This is a genomic window from Stenotrophomonas sp. BIGb0135, assembly GCF_024810105.1.
Classification (GTDB): domain Bacteria; phylum Pseudomonadota; class Gammaproteobacteria; order Xanthomonadales; family Xanthomonadaceae; genus Stenotrophomonas; species Stenotrophomonas maltophilia_AB.
Genome location: NZ_JANUDX010000003.1, coordinates 1 through 23,477 on the forward strand (window position 1 = coordinate 1; position 23,477 = coordinate 23,477).

The 23,477-nt window shown below is 68.3% G+C and carries 29 protein-coding genes and 1 pseudogene; 13 read left to right on the forward strand and 17 right to left on the reverse strand.

Annotated elements, in window-relative coordinates; translation table 11 throughout:
- The first annotated feature begins 380 nt into the window (after window positions 1-380).
- The 4 genes from M2421_RS07615 to dxs all read left to right on the forward strand — a co-directional run bounded on the left by M2421_RS07615 (window position 381) and on the right by dxs (window position 5,859).
- Window positions 381-869 carry an LEA type 2 family protein gene (locus tag M2421_RS07615; RefSeq protein WP_259205050.1) on the forward strand — a complete coding sequence of 163 codons (489 nt, stop codon included), beginning with the start codon at window positions 381-383 and terminating at the stop codon, window positions 867-869.
- 45 nt (window positions 870-914) lie between these two features.
- On the forward strand, window positions 915-2,708 hold the full coding sequence (locus M2421_RS07620; RefSeq protein ID WP_259205054.1) for an acyl-CoA dehydrogenase C-terminal domain-containing protein: 1,794 nt from the start codon (window positions 915-917) through the stop codon (window positions 2,706-2,708).
- Window positions 2,709-3,174: 466 nt separating this feature from the next.
- Window positions 3,175-3,834, forward strand: coding sequence for an HNH endonuclease (locus M2421_RS07625; protein WP_259205056.1), 660 nt, complete (start codon window positions 3,175-3,177; stop codon window positions 3,832-3,834).
- 114 nt (window positions 3,835-3,948) lie between these two features.
- A complete protein-coding gene (dxs, locus tag M2421_RS07630; RefSeq protein ID WP_259205063.1) occupies window positions 3,949-5,859 on the forward strand; it encodes a 1-deoxy-D-xylulose-5-phosphate synthase in 1,911 nt (636 codons plus the stop codon).
- 102 nt (window positions 5,860-5,961) lie between these two features.
- Here dxs and M2421_RS07635 read toward each other — a convergent pair whose 3' ends face one another.
- The 3 genes from M2421_RS07635 to M2421_RS07645 all read right to left on the reverse strand — a co-directional run bounded on the left by M2421_RS07635 (window position 5,962) and on the right by M2421_RS07645 (window position 8,169).
- On the reverse strand, window positions 5,962-6,165 hold the full coding sequence (locus M2421_RS07635; protein WP_259205065.1) for a hypothetical protein: 204 nt from the start codon (window positions 6,163-6,165) through the stop codon (window positions 5,962-5,964).
- Between the two features lie 173 nt (window positions 6,166-6,338).
- On the reverse strand, window positions 6,339-6,881 hold the full coding sequence (locus M2421_RS07640) for a DUF3011 domain-containing protein (protein WP_259205071.1): 543 nt from the start codon (window positions 6,879-6,881) through the stop codon (window positions 6,339-6,341).
- Window positions 6,882-7,065: 184 nt separating this feature from the next.
- A complete protein-coding gene (locus tag M2421_RS07645; protein WP_259205072.1) occupies window positions 7,066-8,169 on the reverse strand; it encodes an NAD(P)/FAD-dependent oxidoreductase in 1,104 nt (367 codons plus the stop codon).
- A 78-nt stretch (window positions 8,170-8,247) separates the two neighbouring features.
- Between M2421_RS07645 and M2421_RS07650 the strand changes: the two genes are divergently transcribed.
- Window positions 8,248-8,685, forward strand: coding sequence for a MarR family transcriptional regulator (locus M2421_RS07650; protein WP_259205081.1), 438 nt, complete (start codon window positions 8,248-8,250; stop codon window positions 8,683-8,685).
- An 18-nt stretch (window positions 8,686-8,703) separates the two neighbouring features.
- Here the strand turns inward: M2421_RS07650 and M2421_RS07655 are convergent.
- Window positions 8,704-8,904 (reverse strand): annotated as a pseudogene (locus M2421_RS07655) (hypothetical protein); the annotation flags it as partial.
- 104 nt (window positions 8,905-9,008) lie between these two features.
- Window positions 9,009-10,073 carry a linear amide C-N hydrolase gene (locus M2421_RS07660; RefSeq protein ID WP_259205090.1) on the reverse strand — a complete coding sequence of 355 codons (1,065 nt, stop codon included), beginning with the start codon at window positions 10,071-10,073 and terminating at the stop codon, window positions 9,009-9,011.
- 125 nt (window positions 10,074-10,198) lie between these two features.
- On the opposite strand from M2421_RS07660, the gene M2421_RS07665 reads away from it, so the two are divergent.
- Window positions 10,199-10,480, forward strand: coding sequence for a peptidase (locus tag M2421_RS07665; RefSeq protein ID WP_259205091.1), 282 nt, complete (start codon window positions 10,199-10,201; stop codon window positions 10,478-10,480).
- A 51-nt stretch (window positions 10,481-10,531) separates the two neighbouring features.
- On the opposite strand, the gene M2421_RS07670 is transcribed toward M2421_RS07665, so the two are convergent.
- A complete protein-coding gene (locus M2421_RS07670) occupies window positions 10,532-11,887 on the reverse strand; it encodes a HAMP domain-containing sensor histidine kinase (RefSeq protein ID WP_259205092.1) in 1,356 nt (451 codons plus the stop codon).
- Window positions 11,884-12,558, reverse strand: a complete 675-nt coding sequence (locus M2421_RS07675; RefSeq protein WP_259205093.1) for a response regulator transcription factor — start codon at window positions 12,556-12,558, stop codon at window positions 11,884-11,886. Before M2421_RS07675 ends, M2421_RS07670 begins: the two co-directional genes overlap by 4 nt.
- A gap of 119 nt (window positions 12,559-12,677) precedes the next feature.
- On the opposite strand from M2421_RS07675, the gene M2421_RS07680 reads away from it, so the two are divergent.
- The 4 genes from M2421_RS07680 (at window position 12,678) to M2421_RS07695 (ending at window position 15,068) form a co-directional block, all read left to right on the forward strand.
- On the forward strand, window positions 12,678-13,514 hold the full coding sequence (locus M2421_RS07680) for a MipA/OmpV family protein (protein ID WP_259205113.1): 837 nt from the start codon (window positions 12,678-12,680) through the stop codon (window positions 13,512-13,514).
- Between the two features lies 1 nt (window position 13,515).
- A complete protein-coding gene (locus tag M2421_RS07685) occupies window positions 13,516-13,755 on the forward strand; it encodes a hypothetical protein (RefSeq protein WP_259205116.1) in 240 nt (79 codons plus the stop codon).
- Window positions 13,756-13,796: 41 nt separating this feature from the next.
- Window positions 13,797-14,222: a hypothetical protein gene (locus M2421_RS07690; protein WP_259205119.1), complete on the forward strand. Its 426-nt coding sequence runs from the start codon at window positions 13,797-13,799 to the stop codon at window positions 14,220-14,222.
- A 75-nt stretch (window positions 14,223-14,297) separates the two neighbouring features.
- Window positions 14,298-15,068: a transporter gene (locus M2421_RS07695; protein WP_259205125.1), complete on the forward strand. Its 771-nt coding sequence runs from the start codon at window positions 14,298-14,300 to the stop codon at window positions 15,066-15,068.
- Window positions 15,069-15,147: 79 nt separating this feature from the next.
- On the opposite strand, the gene M2421_RS07700 is transcribed toward M2421_RS07695, so the two are convergent.
- On the reverse strand, window positions 15,148-15,321 hold the full coding sequence (locus tag M2421_RS07700; RefSeq protein ID WP_259205127.1) for a DUF1328 domain-containing protein: 174 nt from the start codon (window positions 15,319-15,321) through the stop codon (window positions 15,148-15,150).
- 108 nt (window positions 15,322-15,429) lie between these two features.
- Window positions 15,430-15,834, reverse strand: a complete 405-nt coding sequence (locus M2421_RS07705) for a GNAT family N-acetyltransferase (protein WP_259205130.1) — start codon at window positions 15,832-15,834, stop codon at window positions 15,430-15,432.
- On the opposite strand from M2421_RS07705, the gene M2421_RS07710 reads away from it, so the two are divergent.
- Complete coding sequence (locus tag M2421_RS07710) at window positions 15,833-16,483, forward strand: hypothetical protein (RefSeq protein WP_259205132.1); 651 nt, start codon at window positions 15,833-15,835, stop codon at window positions 16,481-16,483. The genes M2421_RS07705 and M2421_RS07710 overlap by 2 nt on opposite strands.
- A 337-nt stretch (window positions 16,484-16,820) precedes the next feature.
- On the opposite strand, the gene panB is transcribed toward M2421_RS07710, so the two are convergent.
- On the reverse strand, window positions 16,821-17,672 hold the full coding sequence (gene panB / locus M2421_RS07715) for a 3-methyl-2-oxobutanoate hydroxymethyltransferase (RefSeq protein WP_259205155.1): 852 nt from the start codon (window positions 17,670-17,672) through the stop codon (window positions 16,821-16,823).
- 106 nt (window positions 17,673-17,778) lie between these two features.
- Window positions 17,779-18,090 (reverse strand): hypothetical protein, encoded by a 312-nt coding sequence (locus M2421_RS07720; protein WP_259205158.1) that lies wholly within the window; start codon window positions 18,088-18,090, stop codon window positions 17,779-17,781.
- A gap of 185 nt (window positions 18,091-18,275) precedes the next feature.
- On the opposite strand from M2421_RS07720, the gene M2421_RS07725 reads away from it, so the two are divergent.
- Window positions 18,276-18,620 (forward strand): multidrug efflux SMR transporter, encoded by a 345-nt coding sequence (locus M2421_RS07725; RefSeq protein WP_345780464.1) that lies wholly within the window; start codon window positions 18,276-18,278, stop codon window positions 18,618-18,620.
- Entirely contained in the window at window positions 18,620-19,204 is a 585-nt protein-coding gene (locus tag M2421_RS07730; RefSeq protein WP_259205184.1) for a TetR/AcrR family transcriptional regulator, read from the forward strand. The genes M2421_RS07725 and M2421_RS07730 overlap by 1 nt, the downstream gene beginning before the upstream one ends.
- A 232-nt stretch (window positions 19,205-19,436) precedes the next feature.
- On the opposite strand, the gene M2421_RS07735 is transcribed toward M2421_RS07730, so the two are convergent.
- The 6 genes from M2421_RS07735 to M2421_RS07760 are packed head-to-tail and all read right to left on the reverse strand — an operon-like array spanning window position 19,437 to window position 23,431.
- A complete protein-coding gene (locus M2421_RS07735; RefSeq protein ID WP_259205187.1) occupies window positions 19,437-19,814 on the reverse strand; it encodes a hypothetical protein in 378 nt (125 codons plus the stop codon).
- Between the two features lie 25 nt (window positions 19,815-19,839).
- The gene (locus M2421_RS07740; protein ID WP_259206506.1) at window positions 19,840-20,175 is read right to left on the reverse strand and encodes a tail fiber assembly protein; all 336 of its coding nucleotides are present in this window, start codon (window positions 20,173-20,175) and stop codon (window positions 19,840-19,842) included.
- A gap of 2 nt (window positions 20,176-20,177) precedes the next feature.
- The gene (locus M2421_RS07745) at window positions 20,178-20,966 is read right to left on the reverse strand and encodes a hypothetical protein (protein WP_259205202.1); all 789 of its coding nucleotides are present in this window, start codon (window positions 20,964-20,966) and stop codon (window positions 20,178-20,180) included.
- A 10-nt stretch (window positions 20,967-20,976) separates the two neighbouring features.
- Window positions 20,977-21,717, reverse strand: a complete 741-nt coding sequence (locus tag M2421_RS07750; RefSeq protein ID WP_259205216.1) for a hypothetical protein — start codon at window positions 21,715-21,717, stop codon at window positions 20,977-20,979.
- Window positions 21,717-22,646 (reverse strand): hypothetical protein, encoded by a 930-nt coding sequence (locus M2421_RS07755; protein ID WP_259205220.1) that lies wholly within the window; start codon window positions 22,644-22,646, stop codon window positions 21,717-21,719. The genes M2421_RS07750 and M2421_RS07755 overlap by 1 nt, the downstream gene beginning before the upstream one ends.
- The gene (locus M2421_RS07760) at window positions 22,646-23,431 is read right to left on the reverse strand and encodes a hypothetical protein (RefSeq protein WP_259205223.1); all 786 of its coding nucleotides are present in this window, start codon (window positions 23,429-23,431) and stop codon (window positions 22,646-22,648) included. Before M2421_RS07760 ends, M2421_RS07755 begins: the two co-directional genes overlap by 1 nt.
- Window positions 23,432-23,477: the final 46 nt, after the last annotated feature.

Below are 23,477 nucleotides of genomic sequence, written 5' to 3' on the forward strand. Positions count from 1 at the left end.
CCCCGGCCCGCCCCCCCCCCCGCCCCCCCCCCCCCCCGCCCCCCCCCCCCCCCCCCCCCCCCCCCCCCCCCCCCCCCCCCCCCCCCCCCCCCCCCCCCTCCCCCTCCCACCGATCCGGAACCCGCCCTGGCTCTGTGCCGTTGCGGTTGCCGTTGCGGTTGCCGTTGCCCTGCCGTTGCCCTGCCGTTGCCCTACCGTTGCGGTTGCCGTTGCCCTGCCGTCGCCGTCGCCGTCGCCGTTGCACCCGCCCCGCCGTCGAAAAAAACAAAACCCACCCCACACCCACTACCCTCAAACCCCCCACCCACCCAAAGCCATCAAAACCACCATACGCCGTAGTATGCTTTGGCCCACGCAGCACCCGCACGAGGATTGCGCCCATGCACCACCGCTTCCGTACCGCCCTGATGATCGCCTTGGCCGCCACCACCGCCATCGCCCTTGCCGCCTGCAACAGCGGCGTCGTCAAGCGCGTCTCGCCCCCGGCCGCCAGCGTCCAGCAGCTCACCGTCCGCGCCGACGGCGGATGGGACGTCGCCCTGCGCCTGCAGAATTTCAGCTCCATGCCCATGCACTTCGATGACGTCAACCTCACCCTCACCGTCGGCGACGAAACCGCCGGCACCCTGGCCACCCGACCCGCCCTCTCCATCGGCGGCGTCTCCGCCGACGTCATCACCCTCCAGCTCCAGCCCGCCTCCGGCGCCCGCCTGGTCGTCGCCGATGCCCTCGCCGGCAATCGCACCCTCGCGTACGCGCTCAAGGGCACGGTCAGCGCCACCCCGCAGGAAAAGAAACAACGCAGCTTCGACGTCGACAGCCGCAGCACCCTCAACCAGGCCCCCGGCCTGCCCGGCGTGCTGCGCTGACCCCCGCTTCCCCGGCCCCCCTTTGCACCTGATCGAGACCTGACGATGAGCAGCTACACCGCACCGCTTTCCGATATCCGTTTCGCCCTGCATGACGTGCTCAAGGTCGAACCCCTGTTCGCCCGCCTCGGCTTTGCCGACGCCACCGCCGACGTCGTCGATGCCGTCCTCGACGAAGCCGGCCGCTTCAGCGCCACCGTGCTCGCCCCGCTCAACAGCGTCGGCGACGAAATCGGCTGCGCGCTTGACCAGGCGACCGGCGAAGTGACCACCCCGCCCGGCTTCAAGCAGGCTTACGCCCAGTTCGTCGAGGGCGGCTGGACCGGCCTTACCGCCGCGCCCGAACTCGGCGGCCAGGGCCTGCCGCACACCCTCGGCGTGCCGCTCAACGAAATGATCAACGCCGCGAACCTGGCCTGGGGCAACTTCCCCCTGCTCTCCCATGGCGCCATCGAAGCGCTCAAGCAGCACGGCGAAGCCTGGCAGCAGGACGCCTTCCTCAAGCCGCTGATCGAGGGCCGCTGGACCGGCACCATGTGCCTGACCGAACCGCACTGCGGCACCGACCTCGGCCTGCTCAAGACCAAGGCCGAACCGAACGCCGACGGCAGCTATGCCATCACCGGCACCAAGATCTTCATCACCGCCGGCGAGCACGACCTCACCGACAATATCGTCCACCTGGTCCTGGCCAAGCTGCCCGACGCCCCCGCCGGCGCCAAGGGCATCTCGCTGTTCGTCACCCCCAAGTTCAAGGTCGACCGTGACGGCAAGGTCGGCGAACGCAATGCGCTGCGCTGCGGTTCGATCGAACACAAGATGGGCATCAAGGGCTCGGTCACCTGCGTGATGAACTTCGATGGCGCCGAAGGCTACCTCGTCGGCCAGCCGCACAAGGGCCTGCAGGCCATGTTCACCATGATGAACACCGCGCGCCTGGGTGTCGGGCTGCAAGGCATCGGCCTGTCCGAGCGTGCCTACCAGAACGCCCTCAAGTACGCCCGTGAACGCCTGCAGTCGCGCTCGCTGAGCGGCCCGAAGAACCCGGACAAGCCGGCCGACCCGATCCTGGTCCACCCGGACGTGCGCCGCATGCTGCTCACCATCAAGTCGCTGGTCGAAGGCAGCCGCCTGCTCGCCCTGCACGCGGCCACCCTGGTCGATGTCGCCCACCACGCCGAGGACGCCGGCGAGCGCGAGCGCGCCGATACCCTGGTCAGCTTCCTCACCCCGATCTCCAAGGCCTGCCAGACCGAATGGGGCATCGAAAACACCTACAACGCCCTGCAGTGCTTCGGCGGCCACGGCTACATCCGTGAGCACGGCATGGAACAGCTGGCCCGCGATGCCCGCATCACCACGCTGTACGAAGGCACCACCGGCATCCAGGCGCTGGACCTGATCGGGCGCAAGACCGCCTCCAGCCAGGGCGCCGGGCTGAAGCTGATGCTGGCCGAGATCGAGGCCTTCGCCCAGGCCAACGAAGGCAATGAAGCGCTCGCCGAGTTCATCGCCCCGCTGCGTGCCAAGGCCGACGAATGGGGCACGCTGACCCTGGCCACCCTGCAGCGCGCGGCCGGCAACCCGGACGAACTCGGCGCGGCCAGCTTCGATTACCTGTTCTATTCGGGTTATGTGGTGCTGGCGTACTGGTGGGCCCGCAGCGTCGCCGCCGCCGAGGCCTCCGCGCAGAGCGAAACGTTCAAGCAGGCCAAGCGCGAAACCGCCCGCTTCTACTTCGCCCGCGTCCTCCCGCGCACCCTCAGCCACGCCGCCGCGATCCAGTCCGGCGCCGCCCCGCTGATGGCCATGGAAGACGCGCATTTCGGCGAAGCCTGAGCACCGCACCGGCCCACCGACCCACCGACCCACCGACCCACCGACCCACGGTCACTGAATACCACCACGGCTGTCACTCCGGCCAGGTGCTGACCGCTGGTCGGCACCACCGACACCCCATCTGGAGAAAAGCCCCCTTTTTGTTAAAGGGGGCGCGCCAAAGGCGCGGGGTTTAGGGGGAATGCGCGGAACGCGGTCGCCACAGGCGGTCGCGTTGGGCGCGCCAACGGCGCGGGGTTTAGGTGGAATGCGCGGAACGCGGTCGCCGCAGGCGGTCGCGTTGGGCGCGCCAAAGGCGCGGGGTTTAGGTGGAATGCGCGGAACGCGGTCGCCACAGGCGGTCGCGTTGGGCGCGCCAAGGGCGCGGGGTTTAGGTGGAATGCCTACCGAATCGTTACCAATTGGGTACAGGCACGCAAGCGCCTATACCCAATTCGTAACGATTCGGGTATAAGCTGTTTTCCCGATGGAGACAGACACTACACGCCTAGGTCTGATCGATACCGGAGCCTCGTCCGCCCCGGTCGACGAAGTATCGCCCCTCGCCCCCCTGCATCGTCCCGGCAGCGTGCGCCTGCTGTCCCTGGACGCGCATGGCCGCGTGCTGGACTGGATCAACTGGCAGGACGCCGCCTGCCTCTACGCCCGTGATGCCGTCGCCTGGACCCTGGGCGACCCGTGCCTGCACATCCACGGCGGCACCAGCCGACTGACCGGGCTGCGCAGCGGCATGGACCTGCACCCGATCATCGCCGCGCGCGGCCACGCCCGCTCGCGCGCGCTCGATCCCACCCCGAACCTGTCCAACCAGGCGCTGTTCGCCCGCGACGCGCACCTGTGCCTGTACTGCGGCCAGCAGTTCCACCGCCCACAGCTGACCCGCGACCACGTCATGCCGATCTCCAAGGGCGGCCGGGATGTCTGGGAGAACGTGGTCAGCGCCTGCTTCCACTGCAATTCGCGCAAGAGCGACCGTACCCCGCAGCAGGCGGGCATGCCCCTGCTGGCGGTGCCGTACCGCCCCAGTTGGATCGAACACATGATCCTGTCCAACCGCAACATCCTGGCCGACCAGATGGCGTTCCTGAAGGCGCAACTGCCCAAACGTTCCAAGCTGGCCGACTGAACCCTGCGACCGACTGTCGCAGGCGCGCTCACCGTTTGCTCACTGCAAAGGCGGTTTGCTTGCCCCACCCGAGTTTGGGGGGGAAAATAGGCGCTCAGAAGAAGCGCGATAAACATGATCGATTCCGCCCGCTATCCCCGCCTGTCGCGCATCCAGTCACCGGATGACCTGCGCAGGTTCGACGAGTCCGACCTTCCCGCCATCGCGGATGAACTGCGCGCCTACCTGATCGAGTCGGTCGGCAAGAGTGGCGGCCACTTCGGCGCCGGGCTGGGCGTGATCGAACTGACCGTGGCACTGCACTATCTCTACCAGACCCCGATCGACCAGCTGGTCTGGGACGTGGGCCACCAGACCTACCCGCACAAGATACTCACCGGCCGTCGCGATGCGATCCACACGGTCAAGCAGAAGGACGGCGTGGCGCCGTTCCCCAAGCGCGAGGAAAGCGAGTTCGACACCTTTGGCGTCGGCCACTCCTCGACCTCGATCTCGGCGGCACTCGGCATGGCCATCGCGCGCCAGGCCGCCGGTGACGACCGCAAGGTCGTGGCGGTGATCGGCGACGGCGCGATGACCGCCGGCATGGCCTACGAGGCGCTCAACCATGCCGGTGGCATGGACAACGAGCCGAACCTGCTGGTGATCCTCAACGACAACAACATGTCCATCTCCGAGGCCGTCGGCGGGCTGACCAAGATGCTCGGCCGCGCCACCGGCAGCCGCACGCTCAACGCGCTGCGCGAAGGCGGCAAGAAGATCCTCGGCGACAAGAAGAACAACCCCACCGCGCGCTTCGTCAAGCGCTGGGAAGAGCACTGGAAGGGCATGTTCGTGCCCTCCACGTTCTTCGAGGAAATGGGCTTCCACTACACCGGCCCGATCGATGGCCACGACATCCCGGCGCTGGTGGCCACGCTGAAGACGCTCAAGGGCCTCAAGGGCCTGAAGCTGCTGCACGTGATGACCACCAAGGGCAAGGGCTACGAGCGTGCCGAGGGTGACCAGATCGGTTACCACGCGGTGGGCCCGTTCGACCCGGACAAGGGCCTGGTCTCCAAGGGCGGCGCCAAGAAGCCGACCTACACCGATGTGTTCAGCGACTGGCTGTGCGATGCCGCCGCGGCCGAGCCGAAGCTGCTGGGCATTACCCCGGCGATGCGCGAAGGCTCGGGCCTGGTGCGTTTCAGCAAGGAGTACCCGGACCGGTACTTCGACGTGGCCATTGCCGAGCAGCATGCGGTGACGCTCGCCGCGGGCATGGCCACCCAGGGCGCCAAGCCGGTGGTGGCGATCTACTCCACCTTCCTGCAGCGCGCCTATGACCAGTTGGTGCATGACGTGGCCGTGCAGGAACTGGACGTGCTGTTCGCGATCGATCGTGCCGGCGTGGTCGGCCCCGATGGCGCCACCCATGCGGGCAACCTCGACCTGAGCTTCCTGCGCTGCGTGCCGCACATGGTGGTGATGGCGCCGGCCGATGAAGCCGAATGCCGGCAGATGCTCAGCACCGGCCTGGCCTACACCGGCCCGGCGGCGGTGCGCTACCCGCGTGGCAGCGGCACCGGCGTGGCGGCCGGCACCGATCTGTCCACGCTGGAAATCGGCAAGGCCGACCTGCGCGAGCAGGGCAGCCGCGTGGCCCTGCTGGCCTTCGGCAGCACCGTGCCGGCCGCCGAAGCGGTGGGCCGCGAACTGGGCCTGAGCGTGGTCAACATGCGTTTCATCAAGCCGCTGGATCGTGCCCTGCTGCTGGAACTGGCCCGCACCCACGACGGCTTCGTCACCATCGAAGACAACGTGGTGGCCGGCGGCGCCGGCTCCGGCGTGGCCGAGCTGTTCAATGCCGAGGACGTGCTCAAGTCGATCCTGCACCTGGGCCTGCCCGACAGCTTCCAGCACCACGCCAGCCGCGAAGACCTGCTGGCCGAAGCCGGCATCGATGCCGCCGGCATCCGTGCGGCGGTGCTCAAGCGCTGGCCGCAGCTGGCCGGCAACGGCCGCCCGCTCAGCGCCGCTGGCTGATCCAGGGCCGTCGGCCCACGGTCCGTAGCGGCCACACGGCAAGCGGCCGCGTCGTCTCGACGCGGCCGCTCTGGTGTCCGCGCGTGTGCCGCCGCGCGGGCCTCAACCGTAGCGCACCGCCTCCACGTACGCGCCGCTGGCTTCCACCCGCACCGAGCTGCGGTGGCCGGTTTCGGTGTGGTGCAGGCGTGCCAGCGCATCGGCGAAATCGAACGCCTTGGCGCTGTCGTGGAAGCGGAAGGATTCCAGTCTATCCGGGTGCAGCACACGCCACAGGCGGTGCTCCAGTTGCAGGCGGATCAGCATGCGATGCTCTCTCTCCATGAGGCGGCATACCGGAGGCGGCCAGGCCGCGCCATTGCAGCGCGGCGGCCCCTGTCGGCAGGGAAGCCGGGGCTTCCCGCCCCGGACAGTACTCCATCAAAACTGTGCGCCGTATCAGATTTTTCTGAATCTACGCACGGCAGCGGCCCGGTCGATCAGTTGACCATGAACTCGCCGCGGCAGCCGCCGTCGACCCATATCCCGGTGCGGTCCCAGCCCCAGGTGCTGCCTTCCACGCAGGCGGTGCCCGAGGTCTGGCGAATCAGCCGCGCCTCGTTGCGCACGTTGGCCGTGCAACGCTGACGGCGGCGGTTGTTCGAGTCGCAGGTCAGCAGCTCGCCACGCCCGCCCCAATTGCCCCCGTTGTTGCCGCCATGGTTGTTACCGCCGTGGTTGTTGCCCCAGCCGCCGCCCCGGCCGCGGCCTTCGGCGATGAACTCGGCACGGCAGCCCTGAGTGACCCAGACGCCGTTGCGGGCCTGGCCCCAGGTCTGCCCTTCCACGCAGGGCGTACCGGAGATCTGCCGGACCAGCCGGGCACGGCCATCCAGTGCGCACTGCTGGGTGCGGCCCTTGATCGATTCGCAACGTACCGGGCCATCGCTGTAGCCGCCGTACGACTGCGCCTGCACCGCGCCGCCCAACAGCAGCATCGAGGGCAGCAATGCCCACATCCACGTGCGCTTTCCGTGCTTCATCCCGTTGCTCCTCATGCCTGCCTCTGAACCGTGTGTGGTGGTGGGACACAGGATGTGGCAAAGCGAGGGGACGCGACATAGGCCGAAAGTCGCTGATTTCATCCCCTATTTAGGTAACCGACGCCTGGCTGACTGGGCCGTGCCGGCTTGCGTCACATCCCCCTGCCCCACCGCGGGATGCGCGTCAGGCCGTCGCCGGGTCACCGCCCAGCACCTCCAGCAGATGCGTCGGCGAGTTGGCCACCAGCAGGCGCTGCGCGCTCGCCGCAGCCACCGCCGCCCGCGCCATCATCACCTGCTCATGGGCCGGTACGGCCACCTCCCACGCCCCGCTGCACACGGCGTCGGCCAGGTCGGCCGCGTCGCGCAGGGCCAGGTTTGCGCCTTCGCCTGCCGGCGGCATCAGGTGCGCGGCATCGCCCACCAGCGTGAGCGACCGGCGATGCGTCCACTGATGGCCCACCGGCAGCATGTGGATCGGCCACGGCCGCACGGCGTCGCCGGCTTCGGCAATCAGGCGGCGCAGGTCGGGATGCCAATCGGCGAACTGCTGCAGCAGGTCCTCGCGCGACAACAGGGGCGCCAGGTCGCCCTCGCCCAGCACCTGCGGCAGCGAGGCGTAAACGCTCACGTGGGCCCCGGCATTGCGTTGGGCGAACAACGTGGTCTGTCCGCGTTTGGCAATCAACGTGCCGTGCCCGACCAGCGCCGCCAACTGCGGATGGGCCCGGTCGACATCCGGCAGCGAGAGCTCGTACAGCGTGATACCCGCATGCAGCGGACGCACCCCGGTGAGCAGCGGGCGCAGCCTCGACCAGGCACCGTCGGCGCCGACCACCAGGTCATGCCGCTGGACGTGGCCGTTGCCGAACCGCAGCTCGACCTGCTCGCCCTCGAACGCAGCCTGCTGCAGCGCGTGGCCCCACCGCACGGTGTCGGCCGGCAGCGCCGCCAGCAGCAGGTCGCGCAGGTGGCCGCGGTCGATCTCCGGGCGGTCGCCGGCCTGGCCGTCGTCCTCCAGCAGCAGCCGGCCGTCGGCATCGAACAGGCGCATGCCCTGGTCTTCATAGCGCGCCCACTGCTGGAAACGCTCGAACAGGCCGGCACTGCGCAGCGCGGCCTGGCCGGTGTCCACATGCAGGTCGAGCATGCCGCCCTGGCTGCGCGCGTCGGCGGCGCCGTCGGCTTCGTAGAGGGTGAACGGCCTGCCGGCCTGGTGCAGGCGGCAGGCCAACAGCAGGCCGGCCGGGCCGGCACCGACGATGGCAATACGGGGGAACGGGGACATCGACCGCCTCCAGGGTTTAAACATAGGACCCTATGCTCTATATCATAGGCGCCTATGTCAACAGACCGGAGCGAGCGCATGGAGCGTCCCGATCCCAGGAACGTCCCGTCTTTCCTGATCAAGCGGGTGGCCCGCGAGTTGAGCCGGATGGCCGAAACCGAGCTGCGCCCGTTGGGCCTGGGCATGGCCAGCCTGCCGGTGCTGGAGGCCTTGCGCCAAGGCAAGGCGGCGACCCAGGCCGAGCTGGCCCGCCTGCTGCGGGTGGAACAACCCTCGATGGCGCAGACCTTGGCACGGCTGGAGCGCGATCACCTGATCCAGCGCTTTCCCGATCCCCACCACCCGCGCGCGCAGCGCATCGAGCTCACCCCACTGGCGCTGCAGCGGTTACCGCAGGCGCGCGAGATCCTCAACGACGGCAACACCCGCATGCTGGCCGGCTTCAGTGTCGATGAAACCATGCTGCTGGCAAGCTTCCTGCAGCGGCTCAGTGGCAACCTCGACCGCGACGCGTAAGTCCGTCGCGGCGGCCGCGCCGTAACGCACCGCATCGACGAACGCGCCCAGCGCCTCCACGCGTACCGCACTGACCTGCCCGGTCTGGTCGTGGTGCGCACGGGCCAGCGCGTCGGCGAAATCGAACGCCACCGCGCCGCTGGCAAAGCCGATCGGGGCGGCACGCAACGGGTGGATGACCTGCCAGCGGCGGTTCTTGCATTGCACTCTGATCACCATGCTGATCGCTCCTGCGGCGCGCATCCGTGCGGAAAGAAGCGCACGTGCAGCACGATACGGGCGGCACAGCAGCCGGGATATCGGATTGGTCTGAATCTACGGCGTCAGTCGCCGGTGCCGAGGAAGACGAATGGGACCGCGGGTTGGAACCGGGCCAGTGCATCACCGGCGAATACGTTGCGCTGGTCGGTGCCCAGGTCGAGCTTGCGCACCGGCGCGCCGACGCTGAAGTCGGCCTTGTTCAGATCCACCCAGAAGGTGTTGGGGGTGAGCGCGGACTCGAAGAAATACAGCTTTCGCTTGTGGTCGGCCACCGTGCGCCACCGCGTGGACGAGATGTTGGGCTCGCCTTCGGTGGTGATGCCGTAAGGCACCGACACGTTGCGGATCACGCTGAACACGCTGGCCAGCGCCACCACCGGGTCCTCGGACTTGGGAATGGCGTTGACGTAGAACGTTGCGCGCGCGAACCGATCGGCCGATCGGTTGGTGCCAGGCAGCATCACCGTGCCACCGATCTGCTGCCAGTACGCATTGAGCGCCAACTGCTGCTCGAACACCGGCGAGTTGGTCATCACCTGGTAGGCGCGGTCATGGTGGATGACCTGCTTGCCGTCGATGTACTCGATGATGGCGCTGTCGCCGCTGGCATCGGACAGCGACAGATGCAGGGTGGCCAGCCGCGTCTCGCCGGGCACCCTGTCGGTCACCAGCGCGTAGGGCTCGCGCTGCAGCGCCGCCACGGCCTCTGCCACGGTGGCGAAGTTGTCGAGCATGTACTGCGCCCACAGCGAGATCGCCAGGCCCGGCTTGCGCCCGCGCGCCGCGGGATACCCGGACTCCACCAGCCACAGCAGGTTGGCCGACAGCCCGGCCTCGTTGAGGCCGTCGGTGGTGGCGACGTCGTACGCGCTGGCGACCACGCTGCCGTAGCGGGCGGTCCAGCGGATGGAATGGCGGCCGGCCTGGCCAGTGCGCGCGATGCCGCGCGGCAGCACCCACAGATGGGTGGCAGTGTCGCTCTTCCAGTCCATCGACCGCGCGGTGATCACATCCTGGTGGTCGCCCAGGTAGACCACGCGGGTGCAGGCCGCGGCCGGAGCGACCGCGGCGGCGGCGGACAGGGCCAGCGCCAGCAGCGACAGACGCACGTACGCGAAAGACGTCATCGGCGGTCTCCGGGCAGGGCGGGGGTGATGCGCCCGATCACAGCCCATGCCCGGTGATGAGGCAGTGAACCGGCAACGCCCCTGCACGCGCTACGCTGGCCGGACCTGCACAAGGAGCTCCGGCCATGTGGCGATCCCTTCCCGTCGTACTGTTGGTCAGCCTGCTCACCGCCTGCAGCCACCCCGGCGCTGCAGGGCCCTCCCCCGCCCCGCCGATGCCCGGCGCAGACCGTGACCCCCACGGCTGCATTGGTTCGGCCGGCTACCGCTGGTGCGCGCGTACCGCGCAATGCGAGCGGCCCTGGGAACTCGCCAAGGCCCGCCAGATCGACAACAGCGCGGCCGCCTTCGATGCGTACTGCGCGGCGGCGCCAGCGCGCCACGATGGCCCGGGCGCGTCGCGCTGATCGCCCCCGCGCGGGTGCCGCGGGTGCGGGCGTATCGCAGTCGGGCAGGCCTCAGCCCGGCGTCGCAGCACCGCGATCGACCGCCAATGCCACCACGAAGCGCGCGCCGCCGCCGGCTGCGCTTTCTGCCGCAATGCTGCCGCCGTGGCGCAGCATGATCTCGCGCGCCAGGTACAACCCCAGGCCACTGCCACTGCCGCTGGGCCGCAACCGATGGAACGGTTCGAAGATGGCCTGGCGCTCCTGCTCGGGCACGCCGGAGCCTTCATCGGTCACCGCCAGCACGCCATCGGCCTGCAGCGCCACCGCGATCATGCCGCGGTCGCCTCCGTGGGCGATCGCGTTCTGCAACAGGCTGGCCACCACCCGATGCAGCGCATGCGGATCGCCCCGCACCCACACCGGCTCCTCCGGTGCATCCACCGAGAAGGCATAGCCGGCGTCGAGCACGAGCGGTGCCACGTCACCGGCCACTTCGCGGGTGAGCGCGGCCAGGTCCACGCGCTGGGAGTGGCTGCGATGGTGATCCAGCCGCTGCAGGTCCAACAACTGCTCGGCGATGTTGCTGAGTCGGCTCAGGTCGCGTTGCAGCCGCGAGCGCGCCGGCCCCGGCGGCAGGTCGTCGATGCGCGTGGCCAGGATCGCGATCGGCATGCGCAGTTCGTGCGCCGCCCCCACCAGGAAACGGTCCTGCGCGTCGTAGCTTTCGCCGATGCGCCGCACGGCGGCATTGAAGGCATCCACCAGCGGGAAGATTTCCGCCGGCACCGCGTGCGTATCCAGGCCGCCGCCACGCTCGTTGATCTGGATCGCCGCCGCCTGCGCGGCCACCCGGTTGACCCCGCGCAGCGAGCGGTGGATCGCCCACGGTGCCACCACCAGCGTGATCACGATCAGCGGCACGGTGATCCAGCCACCGAGGTAACCGATCACCACCAGCATCTGCCGCCACAACCCGCGATGCGGCATGCCGCCGATCATCACGTGCACGCGTCCCTCCGGCGTGTCGTTGACCCAGATCCGCATCGCCAGCTCGGCCGCGCGCGTGCGCGTGCGGATGTCGGTGGGCTCCAGGTACTGCAGCTGCGCCACCAGCGGGCGGAAGACCTCCGGCACGGTGCCGTGGGTGAGCTGGCGACCGTCCTCGTCGCTGGCGGCAAACCAGAACGTGGCCGGTCGGTCCTGCGCGGCGCGGTCCAGCGCGGCCCAGTCCACCTGCAGCGCATCGCCGTCGACACGGATCGACTTGGCGATCGACTCGCTCATCTTCCAGTCGATGTAGCCCGCGCCGCTGTCGCCATACATCAGCACCATGCCGACCAGGCCCATCGCCACCATGGTCACCTGGATGAGGATGATCTTCCAGGCAAGGCTGAAGGACAGCGACCCGGGCTTGAGGAATTTCATGCCACCTCCTTCAACAGGTAGCCGATGCCGCGCATGACGTGGATTTCCACCTGCGCATCCGCCTCGGCCAGCGCCTTGCGCAGCTTGGACACGTGCGCGTCCAGCGCATTGGACTGGATCGCATCATCGAAACCGTACACCGCTTCCAGCAGGGCCGCACGCGCCACCGTGCGACCTTGCCGTACCGCCAGCGCTTCGAGCACCAGCAACTGCCGGCGCGGCAACGCCAGCAGCACGCCATTGACCGTCGCCTCGCGTGCGACGAAATCGAACTGCAGGCGGCCCAGCAGCAGCACCGGCAATGCGATCTGCGAGGGCCGCCGCGAGATCGCGCGGATCCGCGCCAGCAGCTCTTCCACCGCGAAAGGTTTGGTCAGGTAGTCGTCGGCGCCCACGTCCAGGCCGACCACCCGGTCGGCCACCGAATCGCGCGCGGTGAGCATGATCACCGGCAGGTTGGGCACCAGGCTGCGCGCCACGCGCACGAAGTTGGCGCCGTCGCCATCGGGCAACTGCCGGTCCAGCAGCAGGATCTGGTGCACGCCGGCTTTGAGCGCTTCGCCGGCCTGGGCCATGCTGGCCACCACGTCCACCACCATGCCGTGCCGGCCCAGGCTGGCCTGGATGGCATTGGCCAGTTCCGGATCGTCTTCGAGCAGCAGGATGCGCATGGGCGTGGGGGACAGGGTCGACGGCTGCCGATGGTACCGCGCGGCCCGGCGCAACGTTCCGACAATGTAGCCCCGGCACCCTGCCTGTCTGGCATTCCCACTGTTGCAGGTACACGCGCGTGCGTTCCAAGGAAGACTCCCCCCAGGCAGGCCACTGCCGCCCCAACGCCAACGACGGCGCCCCGCGGGCCATCGGCCCCTATCTGCTCGCGCTCGCGCTGATGACCGTGGCCTGGCTGGCCGCGGGCAGCGCCATGGCCCAGGCGCCGGGCGCCAAGCCGCGCAGCAGCCTCGGCGTGGCCGTGGTGGCGTTGAAATCGCCGTATGCCGGTTACGGGACCGACACCGTCGCGGCACCGATCATCAGCTACGAAGGCCGCAGGTTCCACCTGCGCGGTGGCAGCATCGGCTACAAGGTGTTCGACACCGAACAGACCGAAGTCTCGCTGATGGCCTCGCCGTACATGATGCGCTTCAAGCGCAAGGACAGCGACGACCTGCAACTGCGCCAGCTGTCCAACCGCGGCTTCTCCGCGATGGCCGGCGTGGCGCTGCGCCACAACGCATCGTGGGGCCTGGTGCAGACCAACGTGCAGGCCGAGGTCAGCGGCCACGGCGGTGGCATCGCCGCAGACGCCAAGTACGCCTATCCGTTGCCCACCGGCCGGGTCACCCTGATGCCCGGGATCGGCGTGAACTATGCCGGCAGCGCCCTCAACGACTACTACTTCGGCATCAGCGACGCCGAAGCGCGCCGCAGCGGCCTGGCCCGCTATCGTGCCGGCAGTGGCGTCTCGCCGTACATCGACCTGACCGCGGTGATGCCGCTGGGCACGCACTGGACCGCGACGGCCTCGCTGCGTCGCTCCGTTCTGTCCGACGCGATCAAGGACAGCCCGATGACGCGTGGCGACCACATGGACGCGGCCGCGCTCTCGCTCAGCTACGGGTTCTGACATGCGCCAGGGAATCGTACGCCGCGTCGCCGAAATGGCCCTGCGCATCGAGCCGAACCGCACGGCGGTGCTCGACTGGATCCTGCACACCCCGCTGCCCTCGCTGGGCATGCAGACCACCTTCGAGCTGGCCTGCAACGGCGAAGGCGAGCGGGTGATCGCGCTGCTCAACGACCTCCTGCTGCAGCCCGGCGACACCGTGCCACGGCTGCCACAGGCCGCGCCGCCGGCCTTGCACTAGCTGCGCCGGTCCGTATTTTCGCCCCACCCGACGGAGCCCGCATGAGCCGACCCTTCCCGATGATGAGCACCCAGGACAGCAGCGGCGATCCGCTGCTCGCCCAGGCCCTCGTCGATTTCGATCACGCCGTGGAGGCGTTGATCGCAGCGGACCCGGTCATCCACGGGCGCTTCTCGCGCGCCTACGTCACCGCGATCTTCCGCGCCTGCCTGGCCCGCAACGATCCGGGGCCCGGCGCGCCGCGCGGGCGGCCCGATCCCGAGATCGCCCAGGCGCTCAAGCACTGGATCCAGGGGCGCCTGCTGCAGCATCCCGGCGAAGGCAGCGACCATCGCCTGACCGCCGCGCGCCGCGCCGCGCACGGCTTCTGGCTGCAGTCGCTGGCCGACCCGATCGATGCCGATGGCCGGCCGCGCGCCAACCGCCTGCTCGATGGACTGCTGGCCCTGACCCGGCCAGACGCCTGAGCGCGTTCGGTCACTACCCTCACGATCCCTTGGCGCGCGCTCTACCAAGCTGCCGCGCTTACCGGAGATCGTACGATGCGCCTGACCACCACCCTGGCCCTGCTGCTGCTCGCCTCACCTGCCCTGGCGCAGGACGGCGGCGAGGAGACCCCCGCCTTCGACCGCCCCGGCATCGGCTTCTCGCCCAGCACGCTGCCGCGCGGCAGCGTGGCGCTGGAGTGGGGCCTGCCCAGCGTGGAGCGCGACCGCGATGAGGACGGCACCCGTTCCACCCAGTACAGCAGTGACCTCAACCTGCGCATCGGCGTGGCCGAGCACGTGGAACTGCAGGTGTTCAGTACGCCCTGGAACCACCTGCAGGTGGACCCGCGCGGCGCCCGCTCGCGCAGCATCAACGGGGCCGGCGACAGCGGCCTGGCGCTGAAGATCGCGCTGCCTTCTTCCTCCGACAGGCACGCCTTCGCGCTGCTCGCCAGCAGCAGTTTCGCCACCGGCGCCCGCGATTTCAGCGAAGGCGGCACCCAGTACGCCCTCGGCGCCAGCTACGAGTACACCTTTGACGACCGCTGGAGCGGCGCACTGTATGCCAATGCCACCCGTGGCGCGGGCGAGGACAGCGTCACCTGGTCGCCGAGCCTGAGCGTGGCACTGAGCGACCGCGTCAGTAGTTACATCGAAGCCGGGTTCACGCATACCGACGGCGAGCCGTCTACCGCCATCGCCGGCGCCGGCCTCACCTGGATGGTGGCGCGCACGGTGCAACTGGACGCCTCCTTCGATGTGGGCCTGGACCACGACAGCCCCGACCTGCAGGCCGGGCTGGGCGTGTCGTTCTTCTTCCAGTAACGCAGAAGGCCTGCGCATCGCTGCGCAGGCCTTCGTCGTTTGCCGCCGGGCATCGGCCAGGCTGAGGTGACTTTCTTGCTCAGGTGACCTTCTTGGCGATGGTCATGCCCAGCAGGAACAGCACCACGGCGATGATGATGCCGGCCCAGAACAGGAACTTGGCCACGCCGATGGATGCACCGGCGAGGCCGCCGAAGCCGAGCGCGCCGGCGATGAGGCCGATGATGGCGAAAATGATGGCCCACTTGATCATGCTGATCCTTTTTCCCGGAACGGGATGACTGACAGGCAGTCACGATAGTCGCGCGCCCGTCCCGCCCTCGTGAACAGCGCGCACGAAGGGCGTGAAGCAGCGTGCGACTCAGCCGCTCCCTGCGACCAGCGTGCGTTGCATCGGCTGGTACACCAGCCCCGCCGACTCGGCCACGTCGCCGGCGCACTGGAAACCATGGCGTGCGTAGAAACCCACCGACGGCAACGAGGCGCTGACGGTGAGCACCTCGGTGCGTGCCTGCGCGACCAGCGCGGCCAACAACGCCTCGCCTACGCCCTGGCGCTGGCATGCCGGGTCGACGAACAGCATCGCCACGTGGCGGCGCTGTTTCAGTTCGCCGACGCCTTGCAACTGTCCCGACGCGTCGTACACCAGTTGCAGGTTGTCCTGGTCACGGCGCTGTGCAAAGCCATCCGGCGCGGCGATCATGCGGAACGTCGCCACGCCGTGCGCTGCCAGCGACGGCGCCACGGCCATCAGGAAGGCACGCATGCACACCGCGCTTGCAGCGTCCAGGTCGGCATCGAGCAACATCCTGATCATCCTGTTCTCCGTCATGGCGTGGTCGGTTGGATCACGCTACACGTTGCGCACGCCACGCGGGAAACCGGGCGCGACAGCGACGGCGAAATCTGTTGAGATTGCCGCCCGCACCGCCCACGCCCGCATGACGACCCTGCCCGCTGCATCACCACCGACGCTCGCACGCACGCTGTGGCAGGCCGCCATCGATCTTGCCGTGCTGTCCACCACGTCGGTCACCTTCGCGTGCGTGCTGACCGCCGCCCTTGTGAGCGACCGGCTCGGCTGGACATGGCCCTCGATTCCCTACGGCTACGCGCGTGGCGATGTGCTGATCCATGCGTTGCTGGCCAGCCTGGTGGTCCTGCCCGCGCTGGTCCTGGTTGACCGGCTGCCCCGCCTGCGCCGGCCAAGCGTCTGGCAGGACCTGGCATTCGTGCTGGCCACGCTGGCGGTGATCCGCCTCGGACCGCCGGATGCGCAGGTATTCGGCACGACCTGGACAACATGGGAGGTCACCACCGGCTTGTTCCTCCTGCAGTGGCCGATCATCCTGCCGCTCACTCTGGCCGCGGCGCTCCTGCGCCGGCTGCTGCGCGGCGCGGCAGGGACACGCTGAAGGCATTCCGGACGGCGAGACGGGCCATCCGGGAGCGATTGAACTCCGATTGACCCCTTTAATATCAATCACTTGGCGCTGGATCGAGATGGCCTCATGAACGTTCATCATCTCGCTAAGCGCGTTTAATTTGTGATCATTGCCACAAATTCACGCCTCCGTCACAATCGAGGCGTCCACTCCTTCCTGCTCACGCCCATGCGCGCGCTTATCACCAAGCAACATCCGGCCTTGCTGAAGTTCTACTTCGTGGCCTGCTACGTGGTTCTGATCGAAGAAGTGCTGCGCGCCATCGGCTAGGACGGCCACCCGACGCGCTGCACCCCGCCCCTGCCGGTTACGACTGGAACGCGTGTTCCGGCCCGGGGAACACACCCGCCTCCACCTCGGCGGCAAACTCGCGCGCGGCCTTCTGCAGCAGCCCGTGCATGTCTGCGTATTGCTTGACGAAACGCGGCAATGCGCCGGTTCGCAGCCCGGCCATGTCCTGCCACACCAGCACCTGCGCATCGCAGTCGCTGCCCGCGCCGATGCCTACCGTCGGCACCGACACCGCGGCGGTGATCTGCGCGGCCACGTCGGCCGGCACCATCTCGATCAACACCGCGAACGCACCGGCCGCTTCCAACGCACGCGCCGCTTCCACCAGCACCGGACCACTATCGCCACGGCCCTGCACGCGGAAGCCGCCCAACTGGTGCTCCGATTGCGGGGTGAAGCCGATGTGCGCCATCACCGGGATGCCGGAGCTGACCAGCTTGCGCACCTGCGGCACCATCTCGATCCCGCCTTCCAGTTTCACCGCATGCGCGCCGCCCTCCTTCATGAAGCGCACCGCGGTGTGGAAGCACTGCTCCGGCGAGGCCTGGTAAGAGCCAAACGGCAGATCGGCAATCACCAGCGGCCGGCGCGTGCACCGGCTCACCGCGCGCACCAGCGGCATCAGCTCGTCCACGGTGATCGGCAGCAGGCTGTCGTTGCCGAGCACGTTGTTGGACGCCGAATCGCCGATCAGCAGCACCGGGATGCCCGCATCCTCGAAGATCGCCGCGGTGTACATGTCGTAGGCGGTCAGCATCGCCCACTTCTCGCCGCGCTCCTTCATCTGCTGCAAGTGCGGAATGCGCACGCGCTTGGCCTGCGCCAATGGGCTCTTGGGAGTGGCGTACGGCGGGGGTTGTTCGTTCATGGCAATACCTTGAATGTAACGCCGACCGTCGGTCGGCTGCGCTACGGGAAACCGCACGGCATGCCCCACGCCGCGCGATCGCGTGGCGGGTCCGCCGTGCGGAGGGTCAGCGTTGGCTGGACAGCGCCTGCGCGACGTCCTTGATCAGCCCGGTAATCTCATTGGCCAGGCGTCGACTGTCGGCGATGGAGCCGAAGAAGCGGATGCTGCGGCCCTCCATGGCCACCCCGGCCAGGCCGAGTTCGCCCTTCAGGGCATCGACATGGGCGTGGAAGACCTGCAGCCACGCGCTCGAGGGTTCGACATCGAGCATGGCCACGATGGCCTCGTCCTCGGCGTGGTCGACGCGGCTGTGCAGGTCGGGCACGTCGAAACCAAGCAGGCGCGGTGCGTTTGGATCCGCCGGAGAAGTAGTCATGCGGCATGGTAGCCGCTACGTCGCCCCCCGCAACGGGCCCGCCACCTGGAAGTCGCGCTCGCCGACGCGCCGACGACCCGCAACGCCCGTCCCGAAAGCGGCGCGCGTGAATGCGCGGTCATCCGCCATTCATCGCACAGGCAAGTAACATACCGCCCGGTCGGTATCTAACAACGGATGACATCATGTCCCCCCTCATCACTGCGTACCTGTTCCTGTCCGGCGCCATCGTGGCCGAGGTCACCGGCACCCTGCTGCTGCAGAAGACCGAGCAGTTCAGCAAGCTCGGTCCTACGCTCGGCATGGCCCTGTGCTACCTGGTGTCCTTTTACCTGCTCAGCCATGCCTTGAAGACGCTGCCCTTGGGCATCGCCTATGCGATCTGGGGCGGCGTGGGCATCGTGCTCACCCTGGTGATCGGCGTGACCGTGTTCAAGCAGTCGCTGGACTGGCAGGCCGTCACCGGCGTGGCGTTGATCGTCGCGGGCGTGGTCATGATCAATGCCTTCTCCAAGGCGGCGGCGCATTGATGGGCGCCACCCCACGCCGCCGGCAGCCGGACATCGTGCGCGCCGCGCTGCTGGACGCGGTCGTGCAGGAGGCCGTGCACGCCGGCCTGGGCAGCGTCACCGTGCTCGCCGTGGCCGCACGCGCGGGCGTCAGCAAGGGCGCGCTGTTCCATCATTTCCCCAACCGCCAGGCGCTTCTCGAGGCCGCGTATGCCGAGTGCCTGGCGCAGTTCGGCGTGGCGATAGACGCGCTGCTCGCCGGCGACCCGACGCCCCACGGGCGCTTCACGCGCGCGTATGTGCGGGCCACGTTCGCGGCGATGCAGAGGGACGATCGCAGCTGGGCGAGGTTCTCCCTCACCGCGCTGGTGGAACCGGCGTTCGCCGAACAGTGGCGGCAGTGGCTCGGCGCCCGCCTGGACGCGCTCCCGGCCGAGCGCACCGACCCCAGGCTGCGGGTCGCGCGGCTGGCCGCCGACGGCTATTGGCTGCAGATGCTGGGCAGTGGCTTCGGTGCGTATGACACCGACGGCCTGGAGGCACTGCTGGACGCCGTGTTGCGCTTCACCTGCGAGGATGCCGGCGCGGGCGTGGCGCGCGGTTGACGGCAGCGCCAGCGCGCGCGGTGTTTCCCGCACGCAATGAAAAAGGGCCCGCACATCGCTGTGCAAGCCCTTGATCGTTTACCAACATTGGTCGGGACGGCCGGATTTGAACCGACGACCCTCTGCCCCCCAGGCAGCGCCCCTCTCCGTGCTATCTCGTTGACTGGAAAGGAATCTAGCCATCCAGATGCCACCCCAAAAGTGGCAATAGCTGCACATACAGATCAACAGGTTACCGGACGATAGGGGGACGCAGCGCCTCGCGCAGGCGCCGCTCCTGCTGCCTCTCTGTGGCCGTGCGGGCGGGCCGCGCCGGCTCTTCCTTCGCGGTGATCCTCTCGACCGCCTGCCGCAGCGGTAGGTCCGGCAGAACCCTGGCCGCGCACCACCGCTCGGCGTAGCGCTTGCCCTGGCCGATGCTGGCCGCCCGCACCCGCTTGTCCTGCCACAGCTTCCGGCAGGCCAAGGTCACCGCGGCCCCTTTGGCGTCTGGATTGACGTTGGCGATCTGCCGACCGTTCCACCAGAGCGTCCACGTCTGACCGAGCTGCACCCAGCCCTGTGGCCGGGGCGCAAGCATGAATTCGGTGTCGTCGCAGGGCGGGCGCATGCCGGGCAGGATACGCCCGGGCGTCTCAGGGGATGCGAATGGTCCCGCCGTCCCCCGCCGCTCCGTTGGCCAGGCCGGGCGGCTGCGGCCAAACCACGTCAGGGAAACCGGCCAGCGCCGGGAGATCCCGCAGCGCCTGCCGGTATACGCCGTAGGCCAGCTTCTCGGCGAGGCTCAGCGGCGCGTCGTCCATCTGGGTCCAGTCCGTGCTGCGCAGGCGCTGGCTGCGCTCAGCCTTCATCTGCTCGCCCCTGATCTTGGTCAGGAGCACGGCAGGCAGCACATCGACGCGGGTTTCGCCAGGCGAGAGCGCCATGTCCGCGGTGACGGCGCGGTAGCCGGTGTCTGTGATTGCGAACATGATCACCTCTCGAATCGGAAACCCGAACACCACAAATACAGAAGCCCACTAGACGATGATGGGACAATTACCGTCAGATCTTGCCCGCTTCTCAGGGACAGGGGCATCGATGACTTCTGGCTGGGGGGGACGAAGTCCCGCCATGATCCATCCGCAACTACAGGGCCGTCAGTGCTGCTTACGTATGCATTGGCGTTGCAAAGGTTCAGGTACTGGAGAAGAACCGCCGATCTTGTGACCGGTGCACGAGTATCGACAGAGACACTCACCGCCGAGGTTGGGCGAGAGTTGAGTATGAGGAAATCGGGGCTGCTGATGTTCTCCACATATTCAAACGTCCCACTCTGAGGAGAGTGGTCAAACTTGAAGATAGCCCCCGCAGAATTGGTCCTGAAACTGCCGATGTACCGCCGGGAGGTGTCGCCGGTCTTTGCGCGCGCGGTGCCGCTGTAGGGGGCGGCGGGAGCGGTGGTCACCGTCTCCACGCCCACCGTGCTGCCGCTGACGGTCAGGTAGATGTGATACCAGGTATTGGCGGCAAGGGTCGGCGTCAGCGTGACCGCCGAGGCCAACTCTGCGATGCGCTTCGGTCCAGGCACATAGGCGGCGCCGGAGGTGACCTGTACCTGCGTGCCGGATACCCAGACCAGCTTCAGGCCATCGATGTGGCCCTTGGGCTGGACCAGCGGCGCGCGGCCGTCGGCGCCGGCGGCGGTTCGGAACATGAGCTGATCGTCATCGGTCGGCGTGATGGCGGGGAACGAGGGATCGGCGTACTTGACGTTGGCCATGGTGGGGGTCCTATCGATCGAACTCGTAGCCGATCAGGTTGATGGTCACAGAGCCGGTCAGGATCGCGATGATCCCGCCGAGGATGTCGGTGGAGCTGAGGACGCAGTTGAAGCTGCGGTCGGCACTGAGGGTCACGTCCAGCACCGGCGATGAGCCGGGGATGGCGACGTACTGGTAATTGGTAGCCGACGCCGCGCCCAGCTCCGAACGCGAGACGTACAGCGTCCGGCTGGATGGGTTCAGCACCTGGATGATCGCGCGGGTGGCGGTCACCGGAAGCACCGCCGAGAGGTCGATGTTCGTGCTGCTGGTGGCCGTGAACAGCGCCAGCAAGCCCAGCGGGATGCTGCCGGCCGCGGTGGCCGCGTCGAGCATCACCCGGTTGCCCATCTCCGCCGGCCGCGTGTGCTTGCCCGGGCGCAGGACGCTGCTGGCGTTGGTGCGGCCGGAGATCAGGTAGCGGCGCGTCGGGTCGCCCGTCTTGCAGCGCGCCGTGCCCAGGTACGGGGCATCCGGCGCGGTGGTGCTGGCCTCCAGGCCCATCAGGCCGCCGCCGGCGTCGTAGGCGTACAGGTGGTAGAACGTGTTGGCTGTCGGGCTCACCAGCGTCACCGAGGCCGTGCCGTCGCTCAGCACGCGGCCAGTGCCTGGCACGTAGCACATGCCGGGCGTCACCCGGACCGTCAGGCCGTTGAGGTCGACCGATGCCTGCAGCCCGCGGATGATCGAAATGGAGGGGTCGAGGGCCATCAGTTCGCGATGCTCCGGTCAGAGTAGCGGCGCCAGCGCGTGCCGCTCGAAATGGTGGCGTCGTACCAGCACGGCTCGCGGCCGCCGGCCAGGTCGGTGATCAGCACCTCTTGCCCGTCCAATACGCCGGCCAGTGCGTTGGCCTGGGAGAGCGTCAGCACCTGCGGCGCGGCGGCAACGACGATCGTCGTCATGCTGGGCCAGCCGGGCGGGATGATCGGGCTGTTGGCGATCAGCGGGTTCCCGGCCTGGTCGGTGAGCTGGTTGCCGAGCTGGTCGGTGAGCAGCGGGTACTCGATCAGGAAGAACCGCGAGCCCGGGCCATGGATCTGCTGCCAGGCCGCGTCCATGCGGGCGTACGGGTTCCCATCGATCGGAGCCTCTGGGAGGCCTGTCGCGCCCGGCGCCGACACGATCGGGTTGCGGGGGTCGGCATTGTTCACGGTGACGCCGGTGCCGGCCACGATCGACTGGACCGCGCTGTCGGCCTTGGCCAGCGAGGCAATAACCGCCGGATCAAGGCCCAGCGTGGCCACGCCGTTGGCACCCACCGCCTTCGAAATCTGGCCAGCCGCAACCGCAATAGCGTCTGCCAGCGGATACCACCCTTTGCCGCCGGCGGGGCCAGTGCCATACACGTAGGTGTTGCCCGGCGCCGAGGTGTCGCCCTTGAGCGTCAGCGTGACCACGCCATTGGCCGGGATACCCTGCACTTCGACCGACAGCGGGCCATTGATCTGCAGGTTGGCGCCCTGAGCCTGCTGGATCTGCTGAACCAACTGTTCGAGCGCCTGGATCTGCGCCTCCAGCTCCGCACCGGACTGCTGCGAGGCCAGCTTCATGAAGAAGTTGAGCCACGCCTGGGTCAGATACCCGCCTTGGCCCGCAATCGGCTCCGAGATTCGCGGAACGTCATTCGGGCTTGCCATCAGGAGGCGACCTTGCCGATGGCGCGCCACATGACCGGCAGCGGGGTGCCGAGGTTGTAGTTCGAGTTGACCGCATCCACTCCCAGATCCCAGTTGATCGTGGCCCCAGTCAGCGTCACCGACGATGCGCCGATGTCACCGATATAGCCGGCGGTGACCACGCCCGATCCCTTGTTGATCGTCAGCTGCAGGTTGGGGACGGCGATGTACGGCGTGGGGAACGTGATCGTGCCCGTCGCCAGCTGTGCACCACTGGCCGGGATGCTGACCACGCCCCACTGGTCCAGGATGTTGTTCACCTTCACGGAGTTGTCGGTGGTCACGACGGGCAACGTCGGAATGGTCGGCTGGGCCTGCAGGACGTAGCCGCCGCCGCTCGCCACCGGGATTTTCCCATCCGATCCGGTCGGGTCGGGGAGCTGGAAGAAGCTGCCCCAGAGCAGGTTGGAACCGTCGTTGGTCAGCCACTGCCCGCTGGCGAGCGTGGGGATCGTCAGGCCGGCGGCGGTCCCGCTGTCCACGTCACGGGTCCAGATCACCACACCTGCGGAATCGCGCAGGCGAACGGAGTACGCCCCGTCCAGCCAGACGTTGGTGTTCACCCGGCCGGAGCTGTCCAGAGGCGCCGGATTGGGGTTCAGCACCGTCTTGCCCGAATCACTCCAGGTGTTCTTGGGGGTGGTGGTCCCGATCTCGTAGAAGGCCAGGCTGCCGCCCGCGCAGGGCTGCAGGCCAAGGAGATCCATCAGGACCGGGGCCGGGTTGTAGAAGCGATACGCTGCCATGGGATCTCCGGGCAAAAAGAAAGCCGCTCAAGGCGGCTGGTGGTTT

What these genes read in the sequence shown, in the direction of transcription:
- M2421_RS07615 (WP_259205050.1), top strand. Translation starts at nt 381, where the DNA reads ATGCACCACCGCTTCCGTACCGCCCTGATGATCGCCTTGGCCGCCACC.
- M2421_RS07620 (WP_259205054.1), top strand. Translation starts at nt 915, where the DNA reads ATGAGCAGCTACACCGCACCGCTTTCCGATATCCGTTTCGCCCTGCAT.
- M2421_RS07625 (WP_259205056.1), top strand. Translation starts at nt 3,175, where the DNA reads ATGGAGACAGACACTACACGCCTAGGTCTGATCGATACCGGAGCCTCG.
- dxs (WP_259205063.1), top strand. Translation starts at nt 3,949, where the DNA reads ATGATCGATTCCGCCCGCTATCCCCGCCTGTCGCGCATCCAGTCACCG.
- M2421_RS07635 (WP_259205065.1), bottom strand. Translation starts at nt 6,165, where the DNA reads ATGCTGATCCGCCTGCAACTGGAGCACCGCCTGTGGCGTGTGCTGCAC.
- M2421_RS07640 (WP_259205071.1), bottom strand. Translation starts at nt 6,881, where the DNA reads ATGAAGCACGGAAAGCGCACGTGGATGTGGGCATTGCTGCCCTCGATG.
- M2421_RS07645 (WP_259205072.1), bottom strand. Translation starts at nt 8,169, where the DNA reads ATGTCCCCGTTCCCCCGTATTGCCATCGTCGGTGCCGGCCCGGCCGGC.
- M2421_RS07650 (WP_259205081.1), top strand. Translation starts at nt 8,248, where the DNA reads ATGGAGCGTCCCGATCCCAGGAACGTCCCGTCTTTCCTGATCAAGCGG.
- M2421_RS07660 (WP_259205090.1), bottom strand. Translation starts at nt 10,073, where the DNA reads ATGACGTCTTTCGCGTACGTGCGTCTGTCGCTGCTGGCGCTGGCCCTG.
- M2421_RS07665 (WP_259205091.1), top strand. Translation starts at nt 10,199, where the DNA reads ATGTGGCGATCCCTTCCCGTCGTACTGTTGGTCAGCCTGCTCACCGCC.
- M2421_RS07670 (WP_259205092.1), bottom strand. Translation starts at nt 11,887, where the DNA reads ATGAAATTCCTCAAGCCCGGGTCGCTGTCCTTCAGCCTTGCCTGGAAG.
- M2421_RS07675 (WP_259205093.1), bottom strand. Translation starts at nt 12,558, where the DNA reads ATGCGCATCCTGCTGCTCGAAGACGATCCGGAACTGGCCAATGCCATC.
- M2421_RS07685 (WP_259205116.1), top strand. Translation starts at nt 13,516, where the DNA reads ATGCGCCAGGGAATCGTACGCCGCGTCGCCGAAATGGCCCTGCGCATC.
- M2421_RS07690 (WP_259205119.1), top strand. Translation starts at nt 13,797, where the DNA reads ATGAGCCGACCCTTCCCGATGATGAGCACCCAGGACAGCAGCGGCGAT.
- M2421_RS07695 (WP_259205125.1), top strand. Translation starts at nt 14,298, where the DNA reads ATGCGCCTGACCACCACCCTGGCCCTGCTGCTGCTCGCCTCACCTGCC.
- M2421_RS07700 (WP_259205127.1), bottom strand. Translation starts at nt 15,321, where the DNA reads ATGATCAAGTGGGCCATCATTTTCGCCATCATCGGCCTCATCGCCGGC.
- M2421_RS07710 (WP_259205132.1), top strand. Translation starts at nt 15,833, where the DNA reads ATGCACACCGCGCTTGCAGCGTCCAGGTCGGCATCGAGCAACATCCTG.
- M2421_RS07705 (WP_259205130.1), bottom strand. Translation starts at nt 15,834, where the DNA reads ATGCGTGCCTTCCTGATGGCCGTGGCGCCGTCGCTGGCAGCGCACGGC.
- panB (WP_259205155.1), bottom strand. Translation starts at nt 17,672, where the DNA reads ATGAACGAACAACCCCCGCCGTACGCCACTCCCAAGAGCCCATTGGCG.
- M2421_RS07720 (WP_259205158.1), bottom strand. Translation starts at nt 18,090, where the DNA reads ATGACTACTTCTCCGGCGGATCCAAACGCACCGCGCCTGCTTGGTTTC.
- M2421_RS07725 (WP_345780464.1), top strand. Translation starts at nt 18,276, where the DNA reads ATGTCCCCCCTCATCACTGCGTACCTGTTCCTGTCCGGCGCCATCGTG.
- M2421_RS07730 (WP_259205184.1), top strand. Translation starts at nt 18,620, where the DNA reads ATGGGCGCCACCCCACGCCGCCGGCAGCCGGACATCGTGCGCGCCGCG.
- M2421_RS07735 (WP_259205187.1), bottom strand. Translation starts at nt 19,814, where the DNA reads ATGCGCCCGCCCTGCGACGACACCGAATTCATGCTTGCGCCCCGGCCA.
- M2421_RS07740 (WP_259206506.1), bottom strand. Translation starts at nt 20,175, where the DNA reads ATGTTCGCAATCACAGACACCGGCTACCGCGCCGTCACCGCGGACATG.
- M2421_RS07745 (WP_259205202.1), bottom strand. Translation starts at nt 20,966, where the DNA reads ATGGCCAACGTCAAGTACGCCGATCCCTCGTTCCCCGCCATCACGCCG.
- M2421_RS07750 (WP_259205216.1), bottom strand. Translation starts at nt 21,717, where the DNA reads ATGGCCCTCGACCCCTCCATTTCGATCATCCGCGGGCTGCAGGCATCG.
- M2421_RS07755 (WP_259205220.1), bottom strand. Translation starts at nt 22,646, where the DNA reads ATGGCAAGCCCGAATGACGTTCCGCGAATCTCGGAGCCGATTGCGGGC.
- M2421_RS07760 (WP_259205223.1), bottom strand. Translation starts at nt 23,431, where the DNA reads ATGGCAGCGTATCGCTTCTACAACCCGGCCCCGGTCCTGATGGATCTC.